Below are 18,649 nucleotides of genomic sequence, written 5' to 3' on the forward strand. Positions count from 1 at the left end.
GGCTCCCGGCGCAGCCACGCGAGCCCGGTGCGATGCTGGGACAAACCGTGATCAACCCGTACACGCGTGGGACAGGGGTCCGCCATGAGTGGGAGCGACCAGCCGTCGACGGGCGCCGCGGCGCAGACAGGCTCAGGGGAGCGGACGGGCTCCGCGGCGGGGACAGTCTCCGCGGCGGGGACGGGCGCCGAGCCCTGGGGGCCGATCGCCGCCGGGTACGCCTTCGACGGAGCGGCACTCGAACTGGGGGCCCTGCTCTGGGACGGGGAGTGTCACCCGGACGCGCCCGTCCGCATCCCGTTGCCCATGCTCAACCGGCACGGCCTGGTCGCCGGCGCGACCGGCACCGGCAAGACGAAGACGCTCCAGCTGATCGCCGAGCAGCTGTCCGCGAACGGCGTGCCCGTCTTCCTCGCCGACATCAAGGGCGACGTGTCGGGCGTCGCCGCGCCCGGCGTGGACGGCGAGAAGGTCCGGGAGCGGGCCGCGCAGGTCGGGCAGGAGTGGACGGCGACGGGCTTCCCCTGCGAGTTCTACGGGCTCGGCGGCATCGGCCCCGGCATCCCGGTCCGCGCCACGGTGACCAGTTTCGGCCCGGTGCTGCTCTCCAAGGTGCTCCAGCTCAACCAGACGCAGGAGCAGTCGCTCGGCCTGATCTTCCACTACGCCGACGCCAAGGGCCTGGAGCTGGTGGACCTGAAGGACCTGCGGGCGGTGGTCGCCTTCCTCGTGTCGGACGTGGGCAAGGCGGAGTTGAAGGGGATCGGGGGGCTCTCGACGGCGACGGCCGGGGTGATCCTGCGCGCGATCACCGCGTTCGAGCAGCAGGGCGCGGGCGGCTTCTTCGGGGAGCCGGAGTTCGACACGAGCGAGTTCCTGCGCACGGCGGCGGACGGCCGCGGCGTGGTGTCCGTACTGGAGCTGCCGGCGGTGCAGGACAAGCCGCAGCTGTTCTCGACGTTCCTGATGTGGCTGCTCGCGGACCTGTACGGGGATCTGCCGGAGGTCGGCGACGTCGACAAGCCGAAGCTGGTGTTCTTCTTCGACGAGGCGCACCTGCTGTTCAACGGGGCCTCGAAGGCGTTCCTGGAGTCGGTCACGCAGACCGTGCGGCTGATCCGTTCCAAGGGCGTGGGGGTGTTCTTCGTGACGCAGACCCCCAAGGACGTGCCCTCGGACGTGCTCGCGCAGCTGGGCAACCGGGTGCAGCACGCGCTGCGCGCGTTCACGCCGGACGACGCCAAGGCGCTCAAGGCGACGGTGCGGACCTTCCCGAACTCGGCGTACGACCTGGAGGAGGTGCTGACCGGGCTGGGTACGGGCGAGGCCGTGATCACCGTGCTGAGCGAGAAGGGCGCCCCGACCCCGGTGGCGGCGACCCGGCTGCGGGCGCCGCAGTCGCTGATGGGCCCGGTCCCGGCGGCCGACCTGGAGGCGGCGGTGAAGGGCTCGCCGCTGTACGGGCGGTACGCGGAGGCGGTGGACCGCGAGTCGGCGTACGAGAAGCTGACGGCCGAGCAGCGGGCGGCGGAGGCGGCGGCGCTGCGGGCGGCGGAGGAGAAGCGGGCCGCCGGGGCGGCGGCGCGGGACGCGAAGGAGGCGGCGAGGGCTCCTCGCGGCAAGGAGGAGCCCTCGCTGGCCGAACAGGTCGTCGGCAGTGGGATCTTCAAGTCCCTCGCGCGCTCGGTCGGGACCCAGCTGGGCCGGGAGATCTCCCGTTCGCTGTTCGGGACGGCGCGCCGGAAGCGCTAGCCAGCGGCGCCGGACGGGCGGGGTGACCCGCCCGTCCGGCACTGCTCGGGGACTACCAGGGACTACGCGGTGGCCTCGTCGTGGTCGGCGTGCAGGCCGCCGCCGCTGCCCGCGTCGCCGGTGGTCGGGACGGAGACGACCGGGCGCTTCAGGGAGCTGATGTCGTGGGCGTAGGTGCCCACGGCGTTGGCGATGACGTCGATGTTGATGTCGAAGGCCGTCATGTTGATGTTCGAGAGGTCGTCGCCCTTGGCGTGGTAGTTCACGTCGTAGGCGACGCCCGCCTGGCCGCCGAACTTGGCGGCCTGGCCGGCGGTCTTGATGCCCTCGGCACCGGTGAAGGTGCCGCCGGAGGCGATGCCGGCGTCGACGAACGGGCCGTAGTCGGAGCGGCCGGTGAAGTCGGTTCCCTCGTGCGGGGTGCCGCGCCCGTCGAGGAAGTCGTTGATGTCGCGCTCCAGCTGGGCGGAGCCCTCGGGGCCCGCGCCCGCGCCGACGCCGTCGGAGTCGTCGCCGTCGTAGACGAAGAGCCCGTAGTTCGGCGAGGCGATCATGTCGAAGTTCAGGTAGAGCTTGATCTCCTTCTTGCCGAGCTCGCTGAGGTTGGCGACGTAGTGCTCGGAGCCGAGCAGGCCGTTCTCCTCGGCCGACCACCAGGCGAAGCGGACCTTGTTGCGGACCTTGTCCTTGGACTTGGCGAGCTCCAGGGCGGTCTGGAGGAGGCCGGCGGAGCCGGAGCCGTTGTCGTTGATGCCGGGGCCCGCGGTGACGGAGTCGAGGTGCGAGCCGAGCATCACGGTGTTGGCGGCGTTGCCGCCGACGGTCTCCGCGATGACGTTGTTGGTGGAACGCTTCTCCTGGAGCTGGCGGATCTCGAAGGAGAGGTTCACCGGGCCCTTGGCGAGGTCGGCGACGAGCGCCTCGCCCTCGGCCTTGGTGATGCCGCCGGTCGGGACGCCCCCGGCGGACGGTGCGCCCAGGGTGCCGGAGAGCACGCCCTCGGCGTTGTTGTAGACGATCGCGCCGACGGCGCCGGCCGCGCCCGCGTTCTGCTGCTTGACCGAGAAGTTGCAGCCGCCGCGCTTGATGAGCGCGATCTTGCCGGTGAAGGCGCCGGCGGCGAAGTCGCCGGGCTCGCAGCCGGTGGTGCCGTCCGCGTCGACCGGGACCGCGGCGAGCGCGGCCGTCACGCCGCCGACCGGGCTCGACTTGGTGTAGGTCATCGCCTTGATGTCGAGGTCGCGGGCGGCGGGGGAGACGACGGACGCCTTCTCGGCGAGCGTCTGGGTGTAGATGAAGTCGAACTTCTGGTAGGTGACGGCGTAGCCGGCCTTCTTCAGCTGCGTGTACACGTAGGCGGCCGAGGCGTCGTGGCCGAGGCTGCCGGCGGCGCGGTTGCCGCCGGCCGAGTCGGCTATGGCCTGGAACTTCTGGAGGTGCTTGTAGGCGTCCTTCCCGGACGTCTCACGGACCAGCTTCTTCGCCAGCTTGGCGGCGTCGCGGGCGGCCGCTGCCCCGGGGTCGGGGGTGGCGGTGGCGGGCGCGGCGAGCACCAGCGGGGTGGCGAGTGCGGCAGCGGCCAGAACGGCGGCGGCTCTGCGCTGGGTTGCGTTCACAGAAGTCCTTCCCGATTCGTACGAGGTGGAAGGGAAGTTAGCGACGTGTGGTGGATTTTGTGAACACATCTGGCGCAATTCCTGTCAGGTTGAACAGGATTGAAATCTGGAGTTATCAATTCCGGGTTGTTTTGCGGGATTTGGGCGTGCCGCCGCCGGTGGTGCCCGCCGCGCCGCCGGCCGCCTTGCCGTCGGTCTTCGGCACCTTGGCCGCCTTGGCCGCCGCCTTCATCTCCTGCTTGTGGGCGCGCACCTTCGCCAGCGACTCCGGCCCGGTGATGTCGGCGGCCGAGCGGTAGCAGCTCGCCTCGCCGTACGCGCCCGCCGCCTCCCGCCAGCCCTTGGGCCGCACGCCGTACCGCTTGCCGAGCAGGGCCAGGAAGATCCGCGCCTTCTGCTCGCCGAACCCGGGCAGCGCCTTGAGCCGGGTGAAGAGCTCCGCCCCGGTCGCCGCGTCCCGCCAGACGGCCTCGGCGTCGCCGCCGTACTCGTCGACGAGGAACCGGCACAGCTGCTGGATCCGTTTGGCCATGGAGCCCGGGTAGCGGTGCACGGCCGGCTTCTCGGAGAGCAGCGCGGCGAAGACCTCCGGGTCCTGGGCGGCGATCTCGTGCGCGTCCAGGTCGTCGTGGCCCATCCGGGTCGCGATCGTGTACGGGCCGGAGAACGCCCACTCCATCGGCACCTGCTGGTCGAGCAGCATGCCGACGAGCGCGGCGAGCGGGGAGCGGCCGAGCAGCTCGTCGGCCTCGGGCTGCTGGGCGAGGTGGATCTCGGGGCTCATGACCGGATCATCGCGCCACCGCGCCCCGCCCGCGCGGTGGGTCACCCCTTCGCGAAGCGTTCGAGGGCGGTGAGCAGGTGCGTACGGGTCTCCTCGCCGCCCAGGTGCCCGGCGTCCTCCACGACGTGCAGCTCGGCGTCCGGCCAGGCCCGGGACAGCTCCCAGGCGGTGGTGAGCGGCCCGGCCATGTCGAGCCGGCCGTGCACGAGGACGCCGGGGATGCCGGCCAGCCGGTGCGCGTCCCTGATCAGGACGCCCTCGTCCAGGAAGGCGCCGTGGGCGAAGTAGTGGGAGCAGATGCGCACGAACGCGAGCCGGGTGGCGTCGACCCGGTCGGTGTACGGGGTGCCCTGCCCCTCCATCGAGAGGACGGCGTCCTCCCAGGCGCACCAGTCGGCCGCGGCCTTCTCCCGTACGGCGGGGTCGGGGTGGTTCAGCAGGGCGGCGTAGGCGCCGACGAGCTCCGCGGCCGTGCCGGTCCCGCCCGCCGCGCCCGCTCCCGCGCGGAAGCGGTCGTGGGCCTCGGGGAAGAAGTGGCCGGCGCCCTCGTACAGCCAGGCGGTCTCGGAGCGGCGGGTGGTCGTGACGGCGGCGATGACGATCTCGCTCACGCGCTCGGGGTGGGCCTGCGCGTAGGCCAGGATCAGGGTGGAGCCCCAGGAGCCGCCGTACAGCAGCCAGCGGTCGACGCCGAGGTGGATCCGGAGCCGTTCCATGTCGGCGACCAGGTGGGCGGTGGTGTTGACCGACAGGTCGGCGGCCGGGTCGCTCGCGTGCGGGGTGGAGCGCCCGCAGCCGCGCTGGTCGAACTGGACGATCCGGTACCGCTCGGGGTCGAAGAGCCGCCGTGAGCCGGGAGAGGAGCCGGAGCCCGGCCCGCCGTGCACGACGAGCGCGGGCTTGCCCTCCGGGTTGCCGGCGGCGGACCAGTACACGTGGTTGCCGTCGCCGACGTCGAGGAGCCCTTCGGCGTACGGGGGGACGGGGAGGTCGTTGTGGGCGCGCATCCGCCCGACGCTAGCGGTTGGGGCCCACCCGGACCGAGGGGTTTTCGCACCACTCCAGGACCGAGGGCCAGGCCCCGTAGCCGGAGTCCGGGGTCAGGTGCACGCCGCCGGGCACCTCGTCCGAGGTGAGGCCGAGCGGGGTGCCGTAGTGGAGGGCGGCGCCCTCGGGGCAGTACGGGTCGGCGGCGGCCCAGACGAGCCGGGCGGGCGCCTTCAGGGGGACGGCGTCGAGGTCGAGCCCCTCGGCGAAGCCGGCGATCTCGGGGATGGCGGCGGTGACGCCGGGGGAGGGCGGGGCGACGAGGAGCACCCGGTCCGCGTCCGGCACCCGGCCGGCCGCCGCGGCCCGCAGCCACAGCAGCACGCCCAGACTGTGCGCGACGACGACGAACTCCCCCTCGTCGGGCCGCCGCCCGTGCTCCTCCAGGGCGTCCAGCCAGTCGGCGAGCACCGGCGCGTCCGGCTCGGGCAACTGCGGGTAGCGGACCTCGTGCCCGCGCTCGCGCAACGCGCCGGCCAGCCAGTGGTGCCAGTGGCCGGGCGGACGGTGGTTCTCGTAGCCGTGCAGGATCAGATACGTCGTCATGACGCCGATCGTGCGTCCTCGGCGCGCGATCGGTCCACCGGCGTCCAGGGGGCGGATCGTCGGAGGGGCGCGGGCAGATGGATGGGGGGCTTGGGGACGGGCTCCGGGCGGGCGTCGGGCTCAGTGGGTGACAGGCGTCTGGAGCCGTATCAACTGCCGCATGCCCGACTTGAGTTCGCCCGCGGAGAGTTCCTTCTCCACCGAGAGGTGGTGGATCAGGCTCGGCGAGAACGGCGCGAGCAGCAGGTGCGCGAGGAGCGCGGCGTTGAACTCGGGGCGGGCCTGGCCGATCAGCAGCGTCAGGTGCAGGTGCATGGCGAGGTAGGCGCCGTTGCCGTAGCGGGCCACGGGCCCGGCGGTCTGGGCGGCGAGCAGGATCTCGCGCTGCTCGACGGACCGGTCGACGAGCGCGTCGAGGAAGGCGTCGAGCCGCTCGTCGGCGGGGGCGCCCGGACCGAGCGGCGGCGGGCCGTTCAGGTACGCCTCCTGGAACTGCCGCTCGCGGTCGTCGAGGAGCGCCAGGAGCAGCTGGGCGACGTCGCCGAAGCGGCGGTAGACGGTGCCGACGCCTATGCAGCTGGCGTGGGCGACCTGGTTCATGGTGACGGCCTCGGGGCCCTCCTCGGCGACGATCCGGGCGGCGGCGTCGAGGATCTTGCGCCGGTTCCGGGCGGCGTCGGCACGTTCGGGCGGCGGGCCTCCCGCGATCGGCAGCAGGTTGAGCATCGGCGCCGACCCAGCTCTGGCCTGCGGATTCTTCGTGCTCATCTGCGACTGCCTCCCTTGTGGCGCACTTCCCCCTCGGTCCGTTCCAGGCCACGAGCATAACGTTCCCCTTGCGAATCGGATAGCTGTCCGCTTAACCTCGGAGAGTCGAATCGGAAAGCAATCCGCTTAGCTCGATCGAGGAGCCCGCCATGCCCGTCAAGGTCGCCGTCGTCTACTACTCGTCCACGGGGAACGTGCACCAGCTCGCCCAGGCCGTCGCCGAGGGCGCCGAGAAGGCCGGTGCCGAGGTCCGCCTCCGCCGGGTCCCCGAGCTCGCCCCCGACGCGGCCATCGACGCGAACCCGGCCTGGCGCGCGCACATCGAGGCGACCGGTGACGTCGAGATCGCCACCCTTGAGGACCTGGAGTGGGCGGACGCGTACGCGCTCGGCTCGCCGACCCGCTTCGGCAACGTGGCGGCCCAGCTCAAGCAGTACATCGACACCGCCGGCGGCCTGTGGCAGCAGGGCGTCCTGGCCGACAAGCCGGCCACCGGCTTCACCAGCGCGTACAACACGCACGGCGGCAACGAGTCGACGCTGCTCGCGCTCTACAACACGTTCCACCACTGGGGCTCGGTCATCGTCGCCCCCGGCTTCACCGACCCGTCCGTGTACGCGGCCGGCGGCAACCCCTACGGCACCTCGCACGCGAGCACCAACGGCGCCCCCGAGGAGAACGTCCTCGCGGCCGCCCGCCATCAGGGCGAGCGCCTCGCGAAGATCGCCAAGCGCCTGAAGGGCCTCGCGGACGCCTGACGCCCGCGGCGCCCGTAGCGCCAGACGTGGACGTACCCCCGGGGTGACACCTCCGGGGGTACGTCCACGTCTGGGGGGCTTACGCCAGGGATCTGGGGGCTTACGCCAGGGAGAGGAAGAGCTTCTCCAGGCGGGCGCGCATCTGGTCGCGGTCCTCGCCCGTCCTGCGCCCGTCCTCGATGTCGGTCAGGCACTGCTGGAGCCCGGTCGCGATGATGGCGAACCCGGCCCGGTCGAGCGCCCGGGAGGCGGCGGCGAGCTGCGTCACGACCTCCTCGCAGTCCCGCCCCTCCTCGATCATCCGGATCACACCGGCGATCTGCCCCTGGGCCCGGCGCAGCCGGTTCAGTACGGCCTTGAGCTCGGCGCCCGCGAGATCCAGTTCCACGACCAACTCCTCCATGGATACCCCAGGGGGTACATTTCTCCCCGCCTCGGGGCCCTGTCGAAGACCAAGGATGGCATCTGCGGATTTATTGCCGAGGCGCGTACCGTCCCGGGAACACTTCGGCACCGGCGCCGGCGCGCACTTCGGGCGGCGGTTCGCGGGCGACCGCTCGCGTCACGGATCGAGGCGGGCCGCGCGGGTCTGGAGGTAGCGGCGTTCCGGGAGGCTGAGGGTGCGGTGGGCGGCGGTGCGGTAGGCGTCGGCGGCGGCTCGGTGGGCGCCGGTGCGTTCGAGGAGGTGGGCGCGGACGGCGGGCAGGCGGTGCGACTCGGGCAGCCGGGGTTCCAGGGCGGTCAGGGCCGCGAGGCCCGCCTCCGGGCCCTCGACCATCGCGAGGGCGACCACCCGGCCCAGCTTCGCCATCGGGTCGGGCGTCTTCGTCACCAGGACGTCGTAGAGGGCGAGGATCTGCGGCCAGTCCGTGGCCCCGGGCGTGGTCGCCTCGTCGTGGAGGGCGGCGATGGCGGCCTGGAGCTGGTACGGCCCCGGCGGGCCCTCGGACAGGGCCTCCGCCACCAGCGCGGTGCCCTCGGCGATGGCCGCGCGGTCCCAGCGGCCGCGGTCCTGCTCGTCCAGCGGGACCAGCTCGCCGTCCGGCCCCGTACGCGCCGCGCTGCGCGCCTCGGTGAGCAGCATCAACGCCAGCAGGCCCGTCACCGCGCCCTCCCGGGGCAGCAGGCGTCTGGCGGCCCGGGTCAGCCGGATCGCCTCGCGGGCCAGGTCGGCGCGGTGCAGGGCGGGGCCCGAGGTGGCGGTGTAGCCCTCGTTGAAGATCAGGTACAGCACCTTGAGCACGGAGGCCAGCCGCGCGTCCCGGTCCTTCGGGGCGGGCGGCCGGAACGGGTGGTCGGCGCCCGTCGCCCGCAGTCTCGACTTCGCCCGGCTGATCCGCTGCGCGACGGTCGCCTCCGGTACGAGGTGGGCCCGGGCGATCTCCGCCGTCGTCAGGCCGCCCACCGCCCGCAGCGTCAGCGCGATCCGCGCGGCCGGCGTCAGCACCGGGTCGCAGCACAGGAAGAGCAGGGTGAGCGTGTCGTCCTCGGCGGGCGCCGCCCTCGGGTCGCGCGGTTCGAGCCGCAGCGCGGTCTCCTCCCGCCGGGCCCGCGCCTCCTCGGCCCGCAGCGCGTCCGTCAGGCGCCGGGACGCCACCCGGATCAGCCAGCCGCGCGGATTGCCCGGCACCCCGTCCGCGGGCCACTGCCGGGCCGCCGCGAGCAGCGCCTCCTGTACGGCGTCCTCGGCGGCGGCGAAGTGCCCGTACCGGCGCACGAGCGCGCCGAGGACCTGCGGCGCGTGCAGGCGCAGCAGGTCCTCGACGTCGGGGGAGGGGGAGCGGGTGGGGCTGGAAGGGCCCGTGGCTTCGTCCGGGGGCGGGTCCTCGGGTGGCGGGGTCAAGCCGTTCCGTCCCCGCCGAGGTCCGCCCCGCCGGCCTCGTCGATCTGGCGGATGACCACCGGGTAGACGGGCGAGCCGACCGGCGCGGGGCACTGGGTCACCCGGGCCGCGATCTCGGTCACGCGCTCCAGGCTCGCGCAGTCCAGCACCCAGTAGCCGGCGAGCACCTCCTTCGTCTCCCCGTAGGGGCCGTCGGTGACGACCGGCCGGCCGTCGTCGTCGGCGGTCACGAAACGGGTCCTGGCCGGCTCGACCAGGCCCTGCGCGTCGACGAGCTCGCCCGACTCGGACAGGTCGTCGCTGACCGCGTTCATGTAGGCGAACATCGCCCTGAGGTCCTGCTCGCTCCAGGCCGGGCTGCGGTCGCTCGCCGTCCCCTTCATGGCGTCGTAGTCGGCCTGTGCGCCTTGCACCATCACCAGGTACTTCATGACGTCTCCTCGGTTCGGGGCTTTCCCGGGGCTTCCCGGGGCTCTTCGGAGCTCCGGGGGCTTCTCACAGGAGACGTCGGAGCCGGGGCGGGTTTCTCGACACCTCGCCGGGGCTCACCTGTACGGGTTCCCCCGTACGGGCGAGCCGCGCCGCCCGGCCCCCGCCGCTCGCCCCGCCGCCAGCCCTCCCGCCGCTAGCCTCCGGCCACCAGCTCCCGCTCCAGCGGCGTACGGAAGCGCGGCGTGATCCGGACCTCGCCCACCCAGGAGGCGAGCCGCGCGGCCTCCGCCTCGACCGCGCGGACCGCGTCGGCGCCGACGTCCGTGAGGAACCGGAGCGCGATCCCGCCGTCCGGACGCTGCGCCCAGCCGCCGACGATCCGCCCGTTCCACCACACCGTCGGCCCGATGTTGCCGCTGCGGTCGAACAGCGCGGGCCGGTGCGCCGGGTCCAGGTACCAGTCGCGGGACTGCCAGCCCATCGGCGTCGGGTCGAGCGCGGGCAGCAGGGCCGCCCACGGGGCGACGGCGTCGGGCCGTACGGGATCGAGGTCGTCGGGGAGGAGATGGGCGACCGTCCCGGCCTCGTCCAGGGCGACCGGCTCGGCGCCGAGCGCGGTCAGGGCGCGGCGGACGTCGGTGACCTTCCAGCCCGTCCACCACTTCAGATCGGCCTCGGTCGCCGGACCGTACGCGGCGAGCCAGCGCCGTACGAGCTCCGACCGGGCCTCGGCGGCGGGGAGTTCACCGTGGGGCGGGGTCAGCGCCCAGCGGAAGCGGCTCGACGTCCAGGACCCCTGCGGACGGCCCCGCGCGATCCGGCCCTCCATGCCGAGGACCCGCAGCACCCGGCTGGACACCGACTGCGGCCCCTCCTGGGCGGTGCCGACGCCGTACACGTACTGCTCGCGCAACCTCGGTACGGCGGTGCCGAGTTCGGCCCCCGTCGCCTCGCCGCGTTCCGCCAGCTCGGCGAGGACCAGGCGCTCGGTCTCGGCGAGCCAGGCCGCGTCCAGGTCGCTGCCGGCCGCCAACTGCTTGAGGAGACTGGTGCGTTCGCGGACCGCGGCGGCGGTGGAGGTGGAGGAGTGGACGGCGGTGGCGAGACCGGTGGGCACGACGAAGACCGTGTGCCGCATGCCGTGCATCCGGGCCAGCGTCCGCTCCTCGTACAGCGCCCGCTCCACCTCCGCCACGGGATCCCGGCCCTCCGCGAGCCGCGCCCCCGCCGCCAGGAACACCGTCGCCGGGTCGGTCGCGTGCAGCGCCACCAGCGCTCCGGCGACCTCCTCGGCGGTCTTCGCCCGCGCCGCCCCGGCCAGCCGGTGCCGCAGCGCCAGCCGGGCCCTGCGCTCCTCGGGGCCGACGACCCTGCCGTGCTTCTTCTCGCCTCTGCTCATGGCCTCAGCATGGCTTCGAATCGTGCCCGGCACCGTTCACAGGGGCAGGAAATCCGGCACCGTCCTCCCGCACGCGTACGTGTGCCCGCCGAGGTCCGCCGCCGGCTCGCTGCGGTTCTCTGTCTCCCCCCCCCGCACGGTGGTCGCGCCCTGGATCGCCCCCGGCCGGGGCTCAGTCGGCCGCGGCCCGCTCGCCCACCGGCCGGCGCCGGAGCGAGGCGTCGGTGAGGGCGGCCGGGCGCCAGACGCCGTCGGGCCGGTAGAGGTCGGTCCCGGGCGGCACGATCGCGTCGATCCGGTCCATGGCCTCGTCGGTCAGGACCACGGACGCCCCCTTCAGCAGCCCCTCCAGCTGGTCCATCGTCCGGGGCCCGAGGATGACGGAGGTCACCGCCGGGTGGGCGGCGGCGAACGCGACGGCCAGCTCGGGCAGCGTGCAGCCGAGGGAGTCGGCGACGCCGACCAGCTCCTCGACGGCGTCCAGCTTGGCCTGGTTGCCGGGGAGGGCGGGGTCGAAGCGGTGCGGGGTGAGCGCGGCGCGCCCGCGCGTGAGGTCGACCGGCAGCCCCCGGCGGTAGCCGCCGCTGAGGAACCCGGACGCCAGCGGGCTCCACGTCAGCACCCCCATCCCGTACCGCTGGGCGACGGGCAGCACGGACGCCTCGATGCCGCGGGCGAGCAGCGAGTACGGGGGCTGTTCGGTGCGGAAGCGACGCAGCCCGCGCCGTTCGGCGACGGCGTGCGCCTCGACGATCTCCTCGGCGGGGAAGGTCGAGCAGCCGAAGGCGCGGATCTTGCCCTGGGAGACCAGGTCGCCGAGGACGTCCAGGGTCTCCTCGACGTCGGTGCGGTGGTCGGGCCGATGCACCTGGTAGAGGTCGATCCAGTCGGTGCCGAGCCGCGTCAGGCTGTTCTCCACGGCGCGGGTGATCCAACGGCGTGAGCTGCCGCCCCGGTTGGGGCCCTCACCGCCGACCGGGAAGTACACCTTGGTGGCGAGGACGGTGTCGTCCCGCCGGCGCGGGTCGCGGAGCGCCTTGCCGACGATCTCCTCGGACTCGCCCGCCGAGTACATGTCGGCGGTGTCGACGAAGTTGACGCCCCGGTCGAGGGCGGCGTGGATGACCCGTACGGACTCCTGGTGATCCGCGTTGCCGACCGCCCCGAACATCATCGTGCCGAGGCAGTAGGTGCTGACTTCGATCCCGGTCCCGCCGAGTACCCGATAGCGCATGCGCCGCACCCTAGGGGCTGGAGCGCGCTCGAAGGCAAGGGGGAGGGGCGGGCGTGGAGCCGAGGGGGAGGGGCGGGTGCGGAGCGAACAGGGCGGACCGGGCGCGGAGTTCAGCGCGGGAGCTCGTCCACGAACCGGGCCACGAGCTCGTGCAGCGCGTCCGGCCGTTCCAGGTGCAGGTCATGTCCCGTGCCGGGGACGCAGGCGCCCCGCAGGCCGGGCTGGAGCCGGGCCATCCCGTCGTACTCGGCCCCCTCAAGGAACCCCTTCTCGCCGACGACGGAGAGCAGCGGAACGCCGATCGAGGCCCACTCCTCCCACCAGTCGCGCCCGGTGTTCTCGGCGAGCGAGGCGACCATCACCTCGGGGTCGAACCGGGGCCACCAGCCCCCGTCGCGCTCCTCCAGACCACCGGCCCAGCCGTCCCCCAGGGGACCGCCACCGAAGTACTCGGCGGCCGCCTCGCGGGACGGGAAGGGCACGGGCCAGGCCCTGAGCCAGCCCCCGATCTCCTCGGGGTTCCCGGGATCGGCCGGTCCGGGTCCGGCCTCGACGAGGACGGCTCCGGCGAGGCGCGCGGGGTGCGCGGCGGCGGCGAGGAAGGCGGCGTGCCCGCCGTACGACTGCCCGACGAGCACGGGCGGCCGGCCCCCGGGACCGTACGCGGGCCCGAGGCGGGGATCGTCGAGTACGGCGATGATGTCGGCGACGTACGCGGCGCGCGAGGTGTCGGCGGGGTGCCGTTCACTCGCGCCGTGCCCGCGCTGGTCGAGCGCGACGACCCGGTGCCCGTCGGCGCGCAGGAGCCGGGCGAGCGCGTCCCATTCGCCGACCTGCCCGGCGAGCCCGTGCAGGAGGAGGAACGCCCGACCGGAGCCGCCGCCTGAGCCGTCGCCGGGGGTGCCCCAGTCACGGTAGGAGAGCCGCACTCCGTCCCGTACGAGGACGTGCTCGGTCCATGCGCCGGGCACTTCCCGCTGCTTCACGTTCATACGGCTTTCTCCGAGGGGCAGAACAGGCTACTTGGCGCCGGCGAGGGCGTGGGCGACGAGCGCGTTGGCGTGACCGTGACCGATCCCGTGCTCGGACTTGAGCCAGGCGACGAGCTCCATGTGCTTGGTGAGCGGGGAGCTCTCGATGAGCCCGAGCCACTCGGACACGGGGCGGCCGTACTTCTTCTCGATGGAGGGGAAGTAGCTGGCGGGGCCCTTGGCGGGGGGAGTGGCGGACATGGGCTGGCCTCTTCTCTGCGGGGCGCGGATGACGGGGTGACTGCCGTGAGCTGTCTGAGTCGTCTGAGCTGTGGTGAACTGCCGTGACTGTCGAGAGTAGAGACCGTGGCCCCGCCGAGAACTCATCGGCGGGGCCACGGTTTTCTTTCGACTCTGCGGGGCGCCCCCTGCGGAGGCGCTCGGTTCAGTCCCGCCGGATGTGCTCGGGATCGACATGCCTCCGCACGAGCGGCAGCGAGGCCAGCCCGCCGACCACCAGCACTCCCAGCGCCGACACCACCAGCAACGGCAACCCGGCCCAGTCCCAGTGCACGGCGCCGCCGCCGGTGATCAGGTAGCTGGACTCGGCCAGCCACCCGGTCACGACAGCCGCCCCGAGGCCCACCCCGAGCGGCAGCACGACCTGCGCACACTGCGCCCACCGCAGGGTCCCGCCCCGCGCCCCCAGCAGGGCCAGCGCGGCCACCTGCCCCCGCCGCTCCATCGCCCGATCGGCCACCGACACGACGAACGCGGCGACCCCGACGACAAGCCCGAGCACCATGCCGGCGGCGAGGAGGCTGCGGATGACGGTGAGCTGGTGCAGCGAGCTGACGACGATGCCGACGGGCTCGACCTCGGCGGTGGGCGCGATGGCGCCGATGGCGTCGAGCGCGGCACGGACGGTGGTGGGGTCGGAGGGGGTGACGAGACTGATGGTGCCGTCGGCGGGGACGGTGCCCGGGGGGAGGAGGGACGGGGGGATGAGGACGTCGATGCCGGAGAACGCCGAAGGCTGCCAGGCGAACACGGTCACCGTCTCCTGCGGAACGACGACGGTGACCTTCCTCCCGCTGTCGAGGAGGAACGGAAAGCCGCGGCCGGGCCGGCCATCCGCATTCCGCAGGGTGTCCGGCTCCTCGACGCGGAGCACCCTGCCGTCGACGCAGCCGCTGCTCGACTTCGTGAAGGAGGCCAGCTGGGCACAGGTCGCGAACGCCGCCGTGATCCGCGGAGTGTCCACGTCGAGGGAGCGGACCCACGAGTCGGCGGTGAGCCCCTGGCCTCGTACGCCTTCCACCTGGCTGAGCCGGGCTCGCTGGTGGGTGTCGAGGGCGTCCACGGGCAAGGCGTACTCCTGGACGGGCGCGGTGCGACGGCTCACCTGGTCCAGCTCGACCAGGACGCCCTGGGTCAGCGAGGCCGCGTACACGAGCAGGACGAGCCCGGTGACGACGCGCAGTGCGCTGCCGGGTTCGACCTCGGCCCGGCGCATCGCGAGGGTGAGCGGCAGCGACCGCACGCGACCGGCCAGCCGACGGGCCAGCCACGCGGTGACGGAGGCGAGCCCGAACACCAGCCCCGCGCCGGTGAGGAGCACCGCCCCGGGAACGAGGACCGCGCCGGCGCTGCCCCCGGACGGGTCCCGCCCGATGACGCTGAGGGCGCAGTAGCCCCCGATGACGCCGAGCCCAGGCACCAGCAGCAGCGCCCCGTACTTCTTCGGCGGCTTGCGCTGAGCGGTCCGGCGCACGTTCAGCGGGGTGAGCGCCGCCTCGCGGGCGGAACGCCGTCCGACGAACCAGGCGAGCGCCGGGCAGAGCACGAGACAGACGGCGAGGGTGGTGGCGTCCGGCCGTCCATCGGCCGGATACCAGTGGAGCCCGGGGAGACCGATCCGGGCCATGACCTCGTTGAGGCCGAGGTATCCGGCGACACCGACGACCGCCCCGAGGAACGCGGCGGCCACCGTCTCGCCCGCGTTGACCCGCAGCGTGTCCTTCACGCTCAGCCCGACCAGCCGCAGCGCGGCCAGCCTGCGGGCCCGCGACTCGGCGGAGAGCCGGGCGCAGACGGAGAGGAACACGGCGAGGGGGAGCAGGACGATACAGGCGAGCGTGAAGCGGAGGATGTCGAGCGTGGACTCTTCCACGACGGGATGAGGATCGAACGAGGAACCGAACGAGCGGAGCCCGGAAGCGTCCGAGGGCAGCTGTTGCCTCGTCCGTCCCACGTACGCGTAGAGGTCGTCCTGACCGGCCAACCCCGCCGGCCCGATGACACCGACCACCTTCCCGGGCAGCAGTCCGGCGATGCCCGGTTCCTCCGCCAGGATCTCGCGCAGCCGAGGAGAGACGATCACCTCGTTCGGCGCGGGGAGCCGGTCCACGCCGGGAGGCAGCGGAGTCGGCCCCGGTCGGGTCCGCGCGACGAACACCCGGTGGAAGGGCTCGGATCCGTACGCGTCCTGACGCGTGGCGTACACGACGGCCGAGGCGGGACGCGAGGGCGCGTCCTGCGCCACCGGCCGGGGATTGCGTTCGCCGGACCGCGCCTCGTGGGCGTCGATGATCCCCGGAATGGTGAGGACGGCGGCCAGGCAGGCCACCCCCAGCGCGCATCCGCCCGTCATCAGCAGGAAGCGGGCCCGCCCCCGCCTCCCGCCGCGCCACAGCAGGTGCAGCCCGAACAGGAAGCCGTTCACTTCAGGACTCCGTCGGACATCGTGTACTGGACGTCGGCCCGCGCGGCCACGCTCTCGTCGTGCGTGACGATGACGACCGCCGTGCCCTGATCGCGCGCCAGCCGCAGGAACTCGTCCAGTACGGAGGTGGCGTTGGCGCTGTCGAGGGCGCCGGTCGGCTCGTCCGCGAACACCACGGCGGGGCGGTGCACCAGGGCCCGCGCGACGGCGACCCGCTGGCTCTGGCCGCCGGACAGCTGGGAGGTCCTGCGCTGGAGCAACTCGGTCATACCGAGCCGCCCCAGCACCTCGCCGGCCGCCGCGTGCGCGGGCGCCTTGCGTTGGCCGGCGAGCCGCAGCGGGAGCGCCGCGTTCTCCTCGACGGTCAGCTCGGGCAGCAGCTCGCCGTACTGGAAGACGAACCCGAACCGCTCCCGGCGCAGCGTGCTCAGCTCGTCGTCGTCGAGGGCCGCGAGGTCGACACCGTCGAAGACGACCCGGCCACCGGTGGGGGCGAGCACCCCGGCCAGGCAGTAGAGCAGGGAGGACTTGCCGGATCCACTGCTCCCCATGACAGCGGCCACTTCACCGCGCCGCAGTGTGAACTCGGCGCCACTGACGGCTTGGTGCGCACCGTAGAAGAGGTCCACGCGCTCAGCGCGGAGAACGGCGTTCATGGTGATGTGCGCTCCGTGCCGTCAGCCCTTCCGGTGGTAGGAGAGCTCGGGGGAGCAGTTGTCCGGCCGCAGCGAGCCCCGGTCACGGCACACCCGGATCGAGGCATCCGTGGAGTACCGGGCCGCGCCGTCGTACACCACCTGGTCCAGGTGGACGGACTGCCGCTGGACGCCGTTGAAACGGTTCCAAGCGTAGCCCTGGACCTTCGCCTGCAGGTAGACGTTGTGGCCGTCGTTGGGGAAGCTGTCGACCAGGTCGCCCTTGAAGTGGAAGCCCCCGTGATTGCTGTCCTTGGGCTCCCAGCGGTACTTCGCGTCGCGGAACTTGGAGCCGTCAGTGGTCCGGGTCCTGATCTCCTGCCACGAATCCGCCACCGCGGCACCCATGCCACCCACGAACAACCCGGCGGCCGCCGCCACCGACACCCACTTCCGCACAACGCCTCCACTCAGAGCACCAAGGAATCTCGTGGCTCTGAGTATTGGGTGCGTTGCTCACCGTAGTGAAATGGTGGATCGTTTCCTTCCCACCTTCTGGTGAATCAGCGGGACCGGATCGTCAACACCCGCACCCCCGAAGCCCGTTCAACGCCGCCCGTTTCCTTCCGCTCCCCGGCCCCTCACTCCCCCAACCCGGCCAGGAACCCCCGCACCCGCCCCATCAGCACGCCCGCCGCCTCCGCGTCGTACCCGTCGAGCCCCGGGTCCGTGAACAGGTGCCGGTCCCCCGGGTAGAGGAACAGCTCGCCGCGCCCCGCCCGGTCGCGCACCCCCGCCACCAGCGCCCGGGCCGCCTCGGCGTCGCCCTGGCCCGCGAAGAACGGATCGGCGTCCATCCCGTGCACCTGGACCGGCACATCGTCCGGCCAGCTCGCGCCGAACTCCTCCACCGGCGCGCACGCCTCGAAGAGCAGCGCCCCCGCCGCGCCCGCCCGGGTCTGGGCCAGCTTCTGGGCGGGGAGGACGCCCAGGGAGAAGCCGGCGTAGACGATCCGTCCGGGGAGCGGGTCCGCCGCGCGGACGCCGCGCTCGACGAGCGTGCCGAAGCCGACCTCCTGCGCGTACCCGGCCCCGGCCTCCAGGCTGTCGAACGTGCGGCCCTCGTACAGGTCGGGCACGTGCACGGTGTGCCCCGCGCGCCGCAGCTCCTCGGCGAAGGCGAGGACGCCGGGGGTGAGCCCGTGAGCGTGGTGGAAGAGCAGTACCTCGGCCATGGCGAGCGGCCCCCGTTTCTCGTTTCGCTTCGCGTTCCTCGATGCCCGCTCATCATCCAGGACTCTTGATGGGGGCGCGCGAACGCGCGTGGCGCGCATCGGTCTTGAGGCCGAGGCGCGCCACGTTCCGGTGCGCGAAGGCGTGCCGGGGGAGCCGGTACGTGGCCTCGGTGTTCCCGCCCGTCCCCGGTCCCGGTCGTCACGTACAGGCCGCAGGCATACAGCGCGGCCGAGGCCGTGTCGCGCGATTTCGGCGCGGGCGGGACTCCTAGGCTCGGTACGTGACGGAGAACGAGATCAAGCTCAAGGCCATCGCCGCTCTGACGGCGCTGCGTGGGGGAGTGGACGAGAGCCTCGTCTCGGACCTGCTCGGCGAGGTGATTCCGCGCGAGTTCTCGGTGCCGGTGGACGCGACCGCCGAGGAGGCCGGGCTCGCCGTCCTCGCCCAGCTCTCGGACCCGCTGAGCGCGCTCGTCAACGGCTTCATCCTCGCCTTCGACGCCGTGGCCGACGCCCACGACGCGGCGGGCGCGGAGCCGGGCACGGAACCGATCCTCCAGGAACTGGCCCTCCGCCTGGCCAGCGACAACTTCGAGGACTGACCCACCTGGCGATCTGCACGGCGATCCGTACGGTGATCCGAACGGCCGACACCTACCCGTACACGCGCCCGGTCAACGACGCGCTCGGCTACCTGCCGACACACGCGTCCCCACGCGGCCCGCGAGTTCCCGCGCGACCTGTAGGCGCCGGCCCACCCACCCGGCCGCGACCCGCGCACTGATCGGGTGAAGGCGAGGTGTCGCTGACGCGTGGGTGCTCCGAGGTGGCCGCATGGTGAGCGCGTCGGCCGGAGGCGTCGGTGAGCCCCGCCGGCGGTCCGGCCCGCCCCGTGAGAGGAGCG

19 protein-coding genes are annotated in these 18,649 nt (G+C 73.2%); 3 read left to right on the top strand and 16 right to left on the bottom strand.

Going from position 1 to position 18,649, the window contains the following annotated elements:
* Positions 1 to 84: 84 nt before the first annotated feature.
* Positions 85 to 1,752, top strand: a complete 1,668-nt coding sequence (locus AB0Q96_RS32875) for a helicase HerA-like domain-containing protein (RefSeq protein WP_365331930.1) — start codon at positions 85 to 87, stop codon at positions 1,750 to 1,752.
* 62 nt (positions 1,753 to 1,814) lie between these two features.
* Here AB0Q96_RS32875 and AB0Q96_RS32880 read toward each other — a convergent pair whose 3' ends face one another.
* From AB0Q96_RS32880 to AB0Q96_RS32900, 5 genes are all read right to left on the bottom strand, one after another.
* Positions 1,815 to 3,368, bottom strand: a complete 1,554-nt coding sequence (locus tag AB0Q96_RS32880) for a M28 family metallopeptidase (protein ID WP_365331932.1) — start codon at positions 3,366 to 3,368, stop codon at positions 1,815 to 1,817.
* A gap of 115 nt (positions 3,369 to 3,483) precedes the next feature.
* Positions 3,484 to 4,152, bottom strand: a complete 669-nt coding sequence (locus AB0Q96_RS32885) for an HhH-GPD-type base excision DNA repair protein (RefSeq protein ID WP_365331934.1) — start codon at positions 4,150 to 4,152, stop codon at positions 3,484 to 3,486.
* Between the two features lie 41 nt (positions 4,153 to 4,193).
* A complete protein-coding gene (pip, locus tag AB0Q96_RS32890) occupies positions 4,194 to 5,159 on the bottom strand; it encodes a prolyl aminopeptidase (protein ID WP_365331936.1) in 966 nt (321 codons plus the stop codon).
* Between the two features lie 10 nt (positions 5,160 to 5,169).
* Positions 5,170 to 5,745: an alpha/beta hydrolase gene (locus AB0Q96_RS32895; RefSeq protein WP_365331938.1), complete on the bottom strand. Its 576-nt coding sequence runs from the start codon at positions 5,743 to 5,745 to the stop codon at positions 5,170 to 5,172.
* Between the two features lie 120 nt (positions 5,746 to 5,865).
* Positions 5,866 to 6,513, bottom strand: a complete 648-nt coding sequence (locus AB0Q96_RS32900; protein WP_365331940.1) for a helix-turn-helix domain-containing protein — start codon at positions 6,511 to 6,513, stop codon at positions 5,866 to 5,868.
* A gap of 149 nt (positions 6,514 to 6,662) precedes the next feature.
* On the opposite strand from AB0Q96_RS32900, the gene wrbA reads away from it, so the two are divergent.
* Positions 6,663 to 7,271 (top strand): NAD(P)H:quinone oxidoreductase, encoded by a 609-nt coding sequence (wrbA, locus tag AB0Q96_RS32905; protein WP_365331942.1) that lies wholly within the window; start codon positions 6,663 to 6,665, stop codon positions 7,269 to 7,271.
* 100 nt (positions 7,272 to 7,371) lie between these two features.
* Here wrbA and AB0Q96_RS32910 read toward each other — a convergent pair whose 3' ends face one another.
* From AB0Q96_RS32910 to AB0Q96_RS32960, 11 genes are all read right to left on the bottom strand, one after another.
* Positions 7,372 to 7,659: a metal-sensitive transcriptional regulator gene (locus AB0Q96_RS32910; protein ID WP_365331944.1), complete on the bottom strand. Its 288-nt coding sequence runs from the start codon at positions 7,657 to 7,659 to the stop codon at positions 7,372 to 7,374.
* Positions 7,660 to 7,833: 174 nt separating this feature from the next.
* Positions 7,834 to 9,027, bottom strand: a complete 1,194-nt coding sequence (locus AB0Q96_RS32915; protein ID WP_365332063.1) for a sigma-70 family RNA polymerase sigma factor — start codon at positions 9,025 to 9,027, stop codon at positions 7,834 to 7,836.
* Positions 9,028 to 9,110: 83 nt separating this feature from the next.
* Positions 9,111 to 9,545 (bottom strand): YciI family protein, encoded by a 435-nt coding sequence (locus AB0Q96_RS32920; protein WP_365331946.1) that lies wholly within the window; start codon positions 9,543 to 9,545, stop codon positions 9,111 to 9,113.
* A gap of 194 nt (positions 9,546 to 9,739) precedes the next feature.
* Positions 9,740 to 10,945: a winged helix DNA-binding domain-containing protein gene (locus tag AB0Q96_RS32925; protein ID WP_365331948.1), complete on the bottom strand. Its 1,206-nt coding sequence runs from the start codon at positions 10,943 to 10,945 to the stop codon at positions 9,740 to 9,742.
* A gap of 172 nt (positions 10,946 to 11,117) precedes the next feature.
* Complete coding sequence (locus tag AB0Q96_RS32930; RefSeq protein ID WP_365331950.1) at positions 11,118 to 12,179, bottom strand: aldo/keto reductase; 1,062 nt, start codon at positions 12,177 to 12,179, stop codon at positions 11,118 to 11,120.
* 110 nt (positions 12,180 to 12,289) lie between these two features.
* Entirely contained in the window at positions 12,290 to 13,171 is an 882-nt protein-coding gene (locus AB0Q96_RS32935; RefSeq protein ID WP_365331952.1) for an alpha/beta hydrolase, read from the bottom strand.
* A 27-nt stretch (positions 13,172 to 13,198) separates the two neighbouring features.
* Positions 13,199 to 13,411: a DUF4287 domain-containing protein gene (locus AB0Q96_RS32940; RefSeq protein WP_365331954.1), complete on the bottom strand. Its 213-nt coding sequence runs from the start codon at positions 13,409 to 13,411 to the stop codon at positions 13,199 to 13,201.
* Positions 13,412 to 13,595: 184 nt separating this feature from the next.
* Complete coding sequence (locus tag AB0Q96_RS32945; protein WP_365331956.1) at positions 13,596 to 15,875, bottom strand: FtsX-like permease family protein; 2,280 nt, start codon at positions 15,873 to 15,875, stop codon at positions 13,596 to 13,598.
* On the bottom strand, positions 15,872 to 16,531 hold the full coding sequence (locus tag AB0Q96_RS32950; RefSeq protein WP_365331958.1) for an ABC transporter ATP-binding protein: 660 nt from the start codon (positions 16,529 to 16,531) through the stop codon (positions 15,872 to 15,874). The genes AB0Q96_RS32945 and AB0Q96_RS32950 overlap by 4 nt, the downstream gene beginning before the upstream one ends.
* Before the next feature lie 21 nt (positions 16,532 to 16,552).
* Positions 16,553 to 16,969 carry a hypothetical protein gene (locus tag AB0Q96_RS32955; protein ID WP_365331960.1) on the bottom strand — a complete coding sequence of 139 codons (417 nt, stop codon included), beginning with the start codon at positions 16,967 to 16,969 and terminating at the stop codon, positions 16,553 to 16,555.
* A gap of 182 nt (positions 16,970 to 17,151) precedes the next feature.
* Complete coding sequence (locus AB0Q96_RS32960) at positions 17,152 to 17,745, bottom strand: dienelactone hydrolase family protein (protein WP_365331962.1); 594 nt, start codon at positions 17,743 to 17,745, stop codon at positions 17,152 to 17,154.
* A 281-nt stretch (positions 17,746 to 18,026) separates the two neighbouring features.
* Here AB0Q96_RS32960 and AB0Q96_RS32965 point away from each other — a divergent pair, with 281 nt between their 5' ends.
* Positions 18,027 to 18,347, top strand: a complete 321-nt coding sequence (locus tag AB0Q96_RS32965; RefSeq protein WP_365331964.1) for a hypothetical protein — start codon at positions 18,027 to 18,029, stop codon at positions 18,345 to 18,347.
* The last annotated feature ends 302 nt before the right edge of the window (positions 18,348 to 18,649 follow it).

The sequence above is a fragment of the Streptomyces sp. NPDC093111 genome, assembly GCF_040683955.1.
GTDB lineage: Bacteria > Actinomycetota > Actinomycetes > Streptomycetales > Streptomycetaceae > Streptomyces.

Bases quoted from the DNA above. Each gene is read 5' to 3' on its own strand.
- AB0Q96_RS32875 (WP_365331930.1), top strand. From the start codon at position 85: ATGAGTGGGAGCGACCAGCCGTCGACGGGCGCCGCGGCGCAGACAGGC.
- AB0Q96_RS32885 (WP_365331934.1), bottom strand. From the start codon at position 4,152: ATGAGCCCCGAGATCCACCTCGCCCAGCAGCCCGAGGCCGACGAGCTG.
- pip (WP_365331936.1), bottom strand. From the start codon at position 5,159: ATGCGCGCCCACAACGACCTCCCCGTCCCCCCGTACGCCGAAGGGCTC.
- AB0Q96_RS32895 (WP_365331938.1), bottom strand. From the start codon at position 5,745: ATGACGACGTATCTGATCCTGCACGGCTACGAGAACCACCGTCCGCCC.
- AB0Q96_RS32900 (WP_365331940.1), bottom strand. From the start codon at position 6,513: ATGAGCACGAAGAATCCGCAGGCCAGAGCTGGGTCGGCGCCGATGCTC.
- wrbA (WP_365331942.1), top strand. From the start codon at position 6,663: ATGCCCGTCAAGGTCGCCGTCGTCTACTACTCGTCCACGGGGAACGTG.
- AB0Q96_RS32920 (WP_365331946.1), bottom strand. From the start codon at position 9,545: ATGAAGTACCTGGTGATGGTGCAAGGCGCACAGGCCGACTACGACGCC.
- AB0Q96_RS32925 (WP_365331948.1), bottom strand. From the start codon at position 10,945: ATGAGCAGAGGCGAGAAGAAGCACGGCAGGGTCGTCGGCCCCGAGGAG.
- AB0Q96_RS32930 (WP_365331950.1), bottom strand. From the start codon at position 12,179: ATGCGCTATCGGGTACTCGGCGGGACCGGGATCGAAGTCAGCACCTAC.
- AB0Q96_RS32935 (WP_365331952.1), bottom strand. From the start codon at position 13,171: ATGAACGTGAAGCAGCGGGAAGTGCCCGGCGCATGGACCGAGCACGTC.
- AB0Q96_RS32940 (WP_365331954.1), bottom strand. From the start codon at position 13,411: ATGTCCGCCACTCCCCCCGCCAAGGGCCCCGCCAGCTACTTCCCCTCC.
- AB0Q96_RS32950 (WP_365331958.1), bottom strand. From the start codon at position 16,531: ATGAACGCCGTTCTCCGCGCTGAGCGCGTGGACCTCTTCTACGGTGCG.
- AB0Q96_RS32960 (WP_365331962.1), bottom strand. From the start codon at position 17,745: ATGGCCGAGGTACTGCTCTTCCACCACGCTCACGGGCTCACCCCCGGC.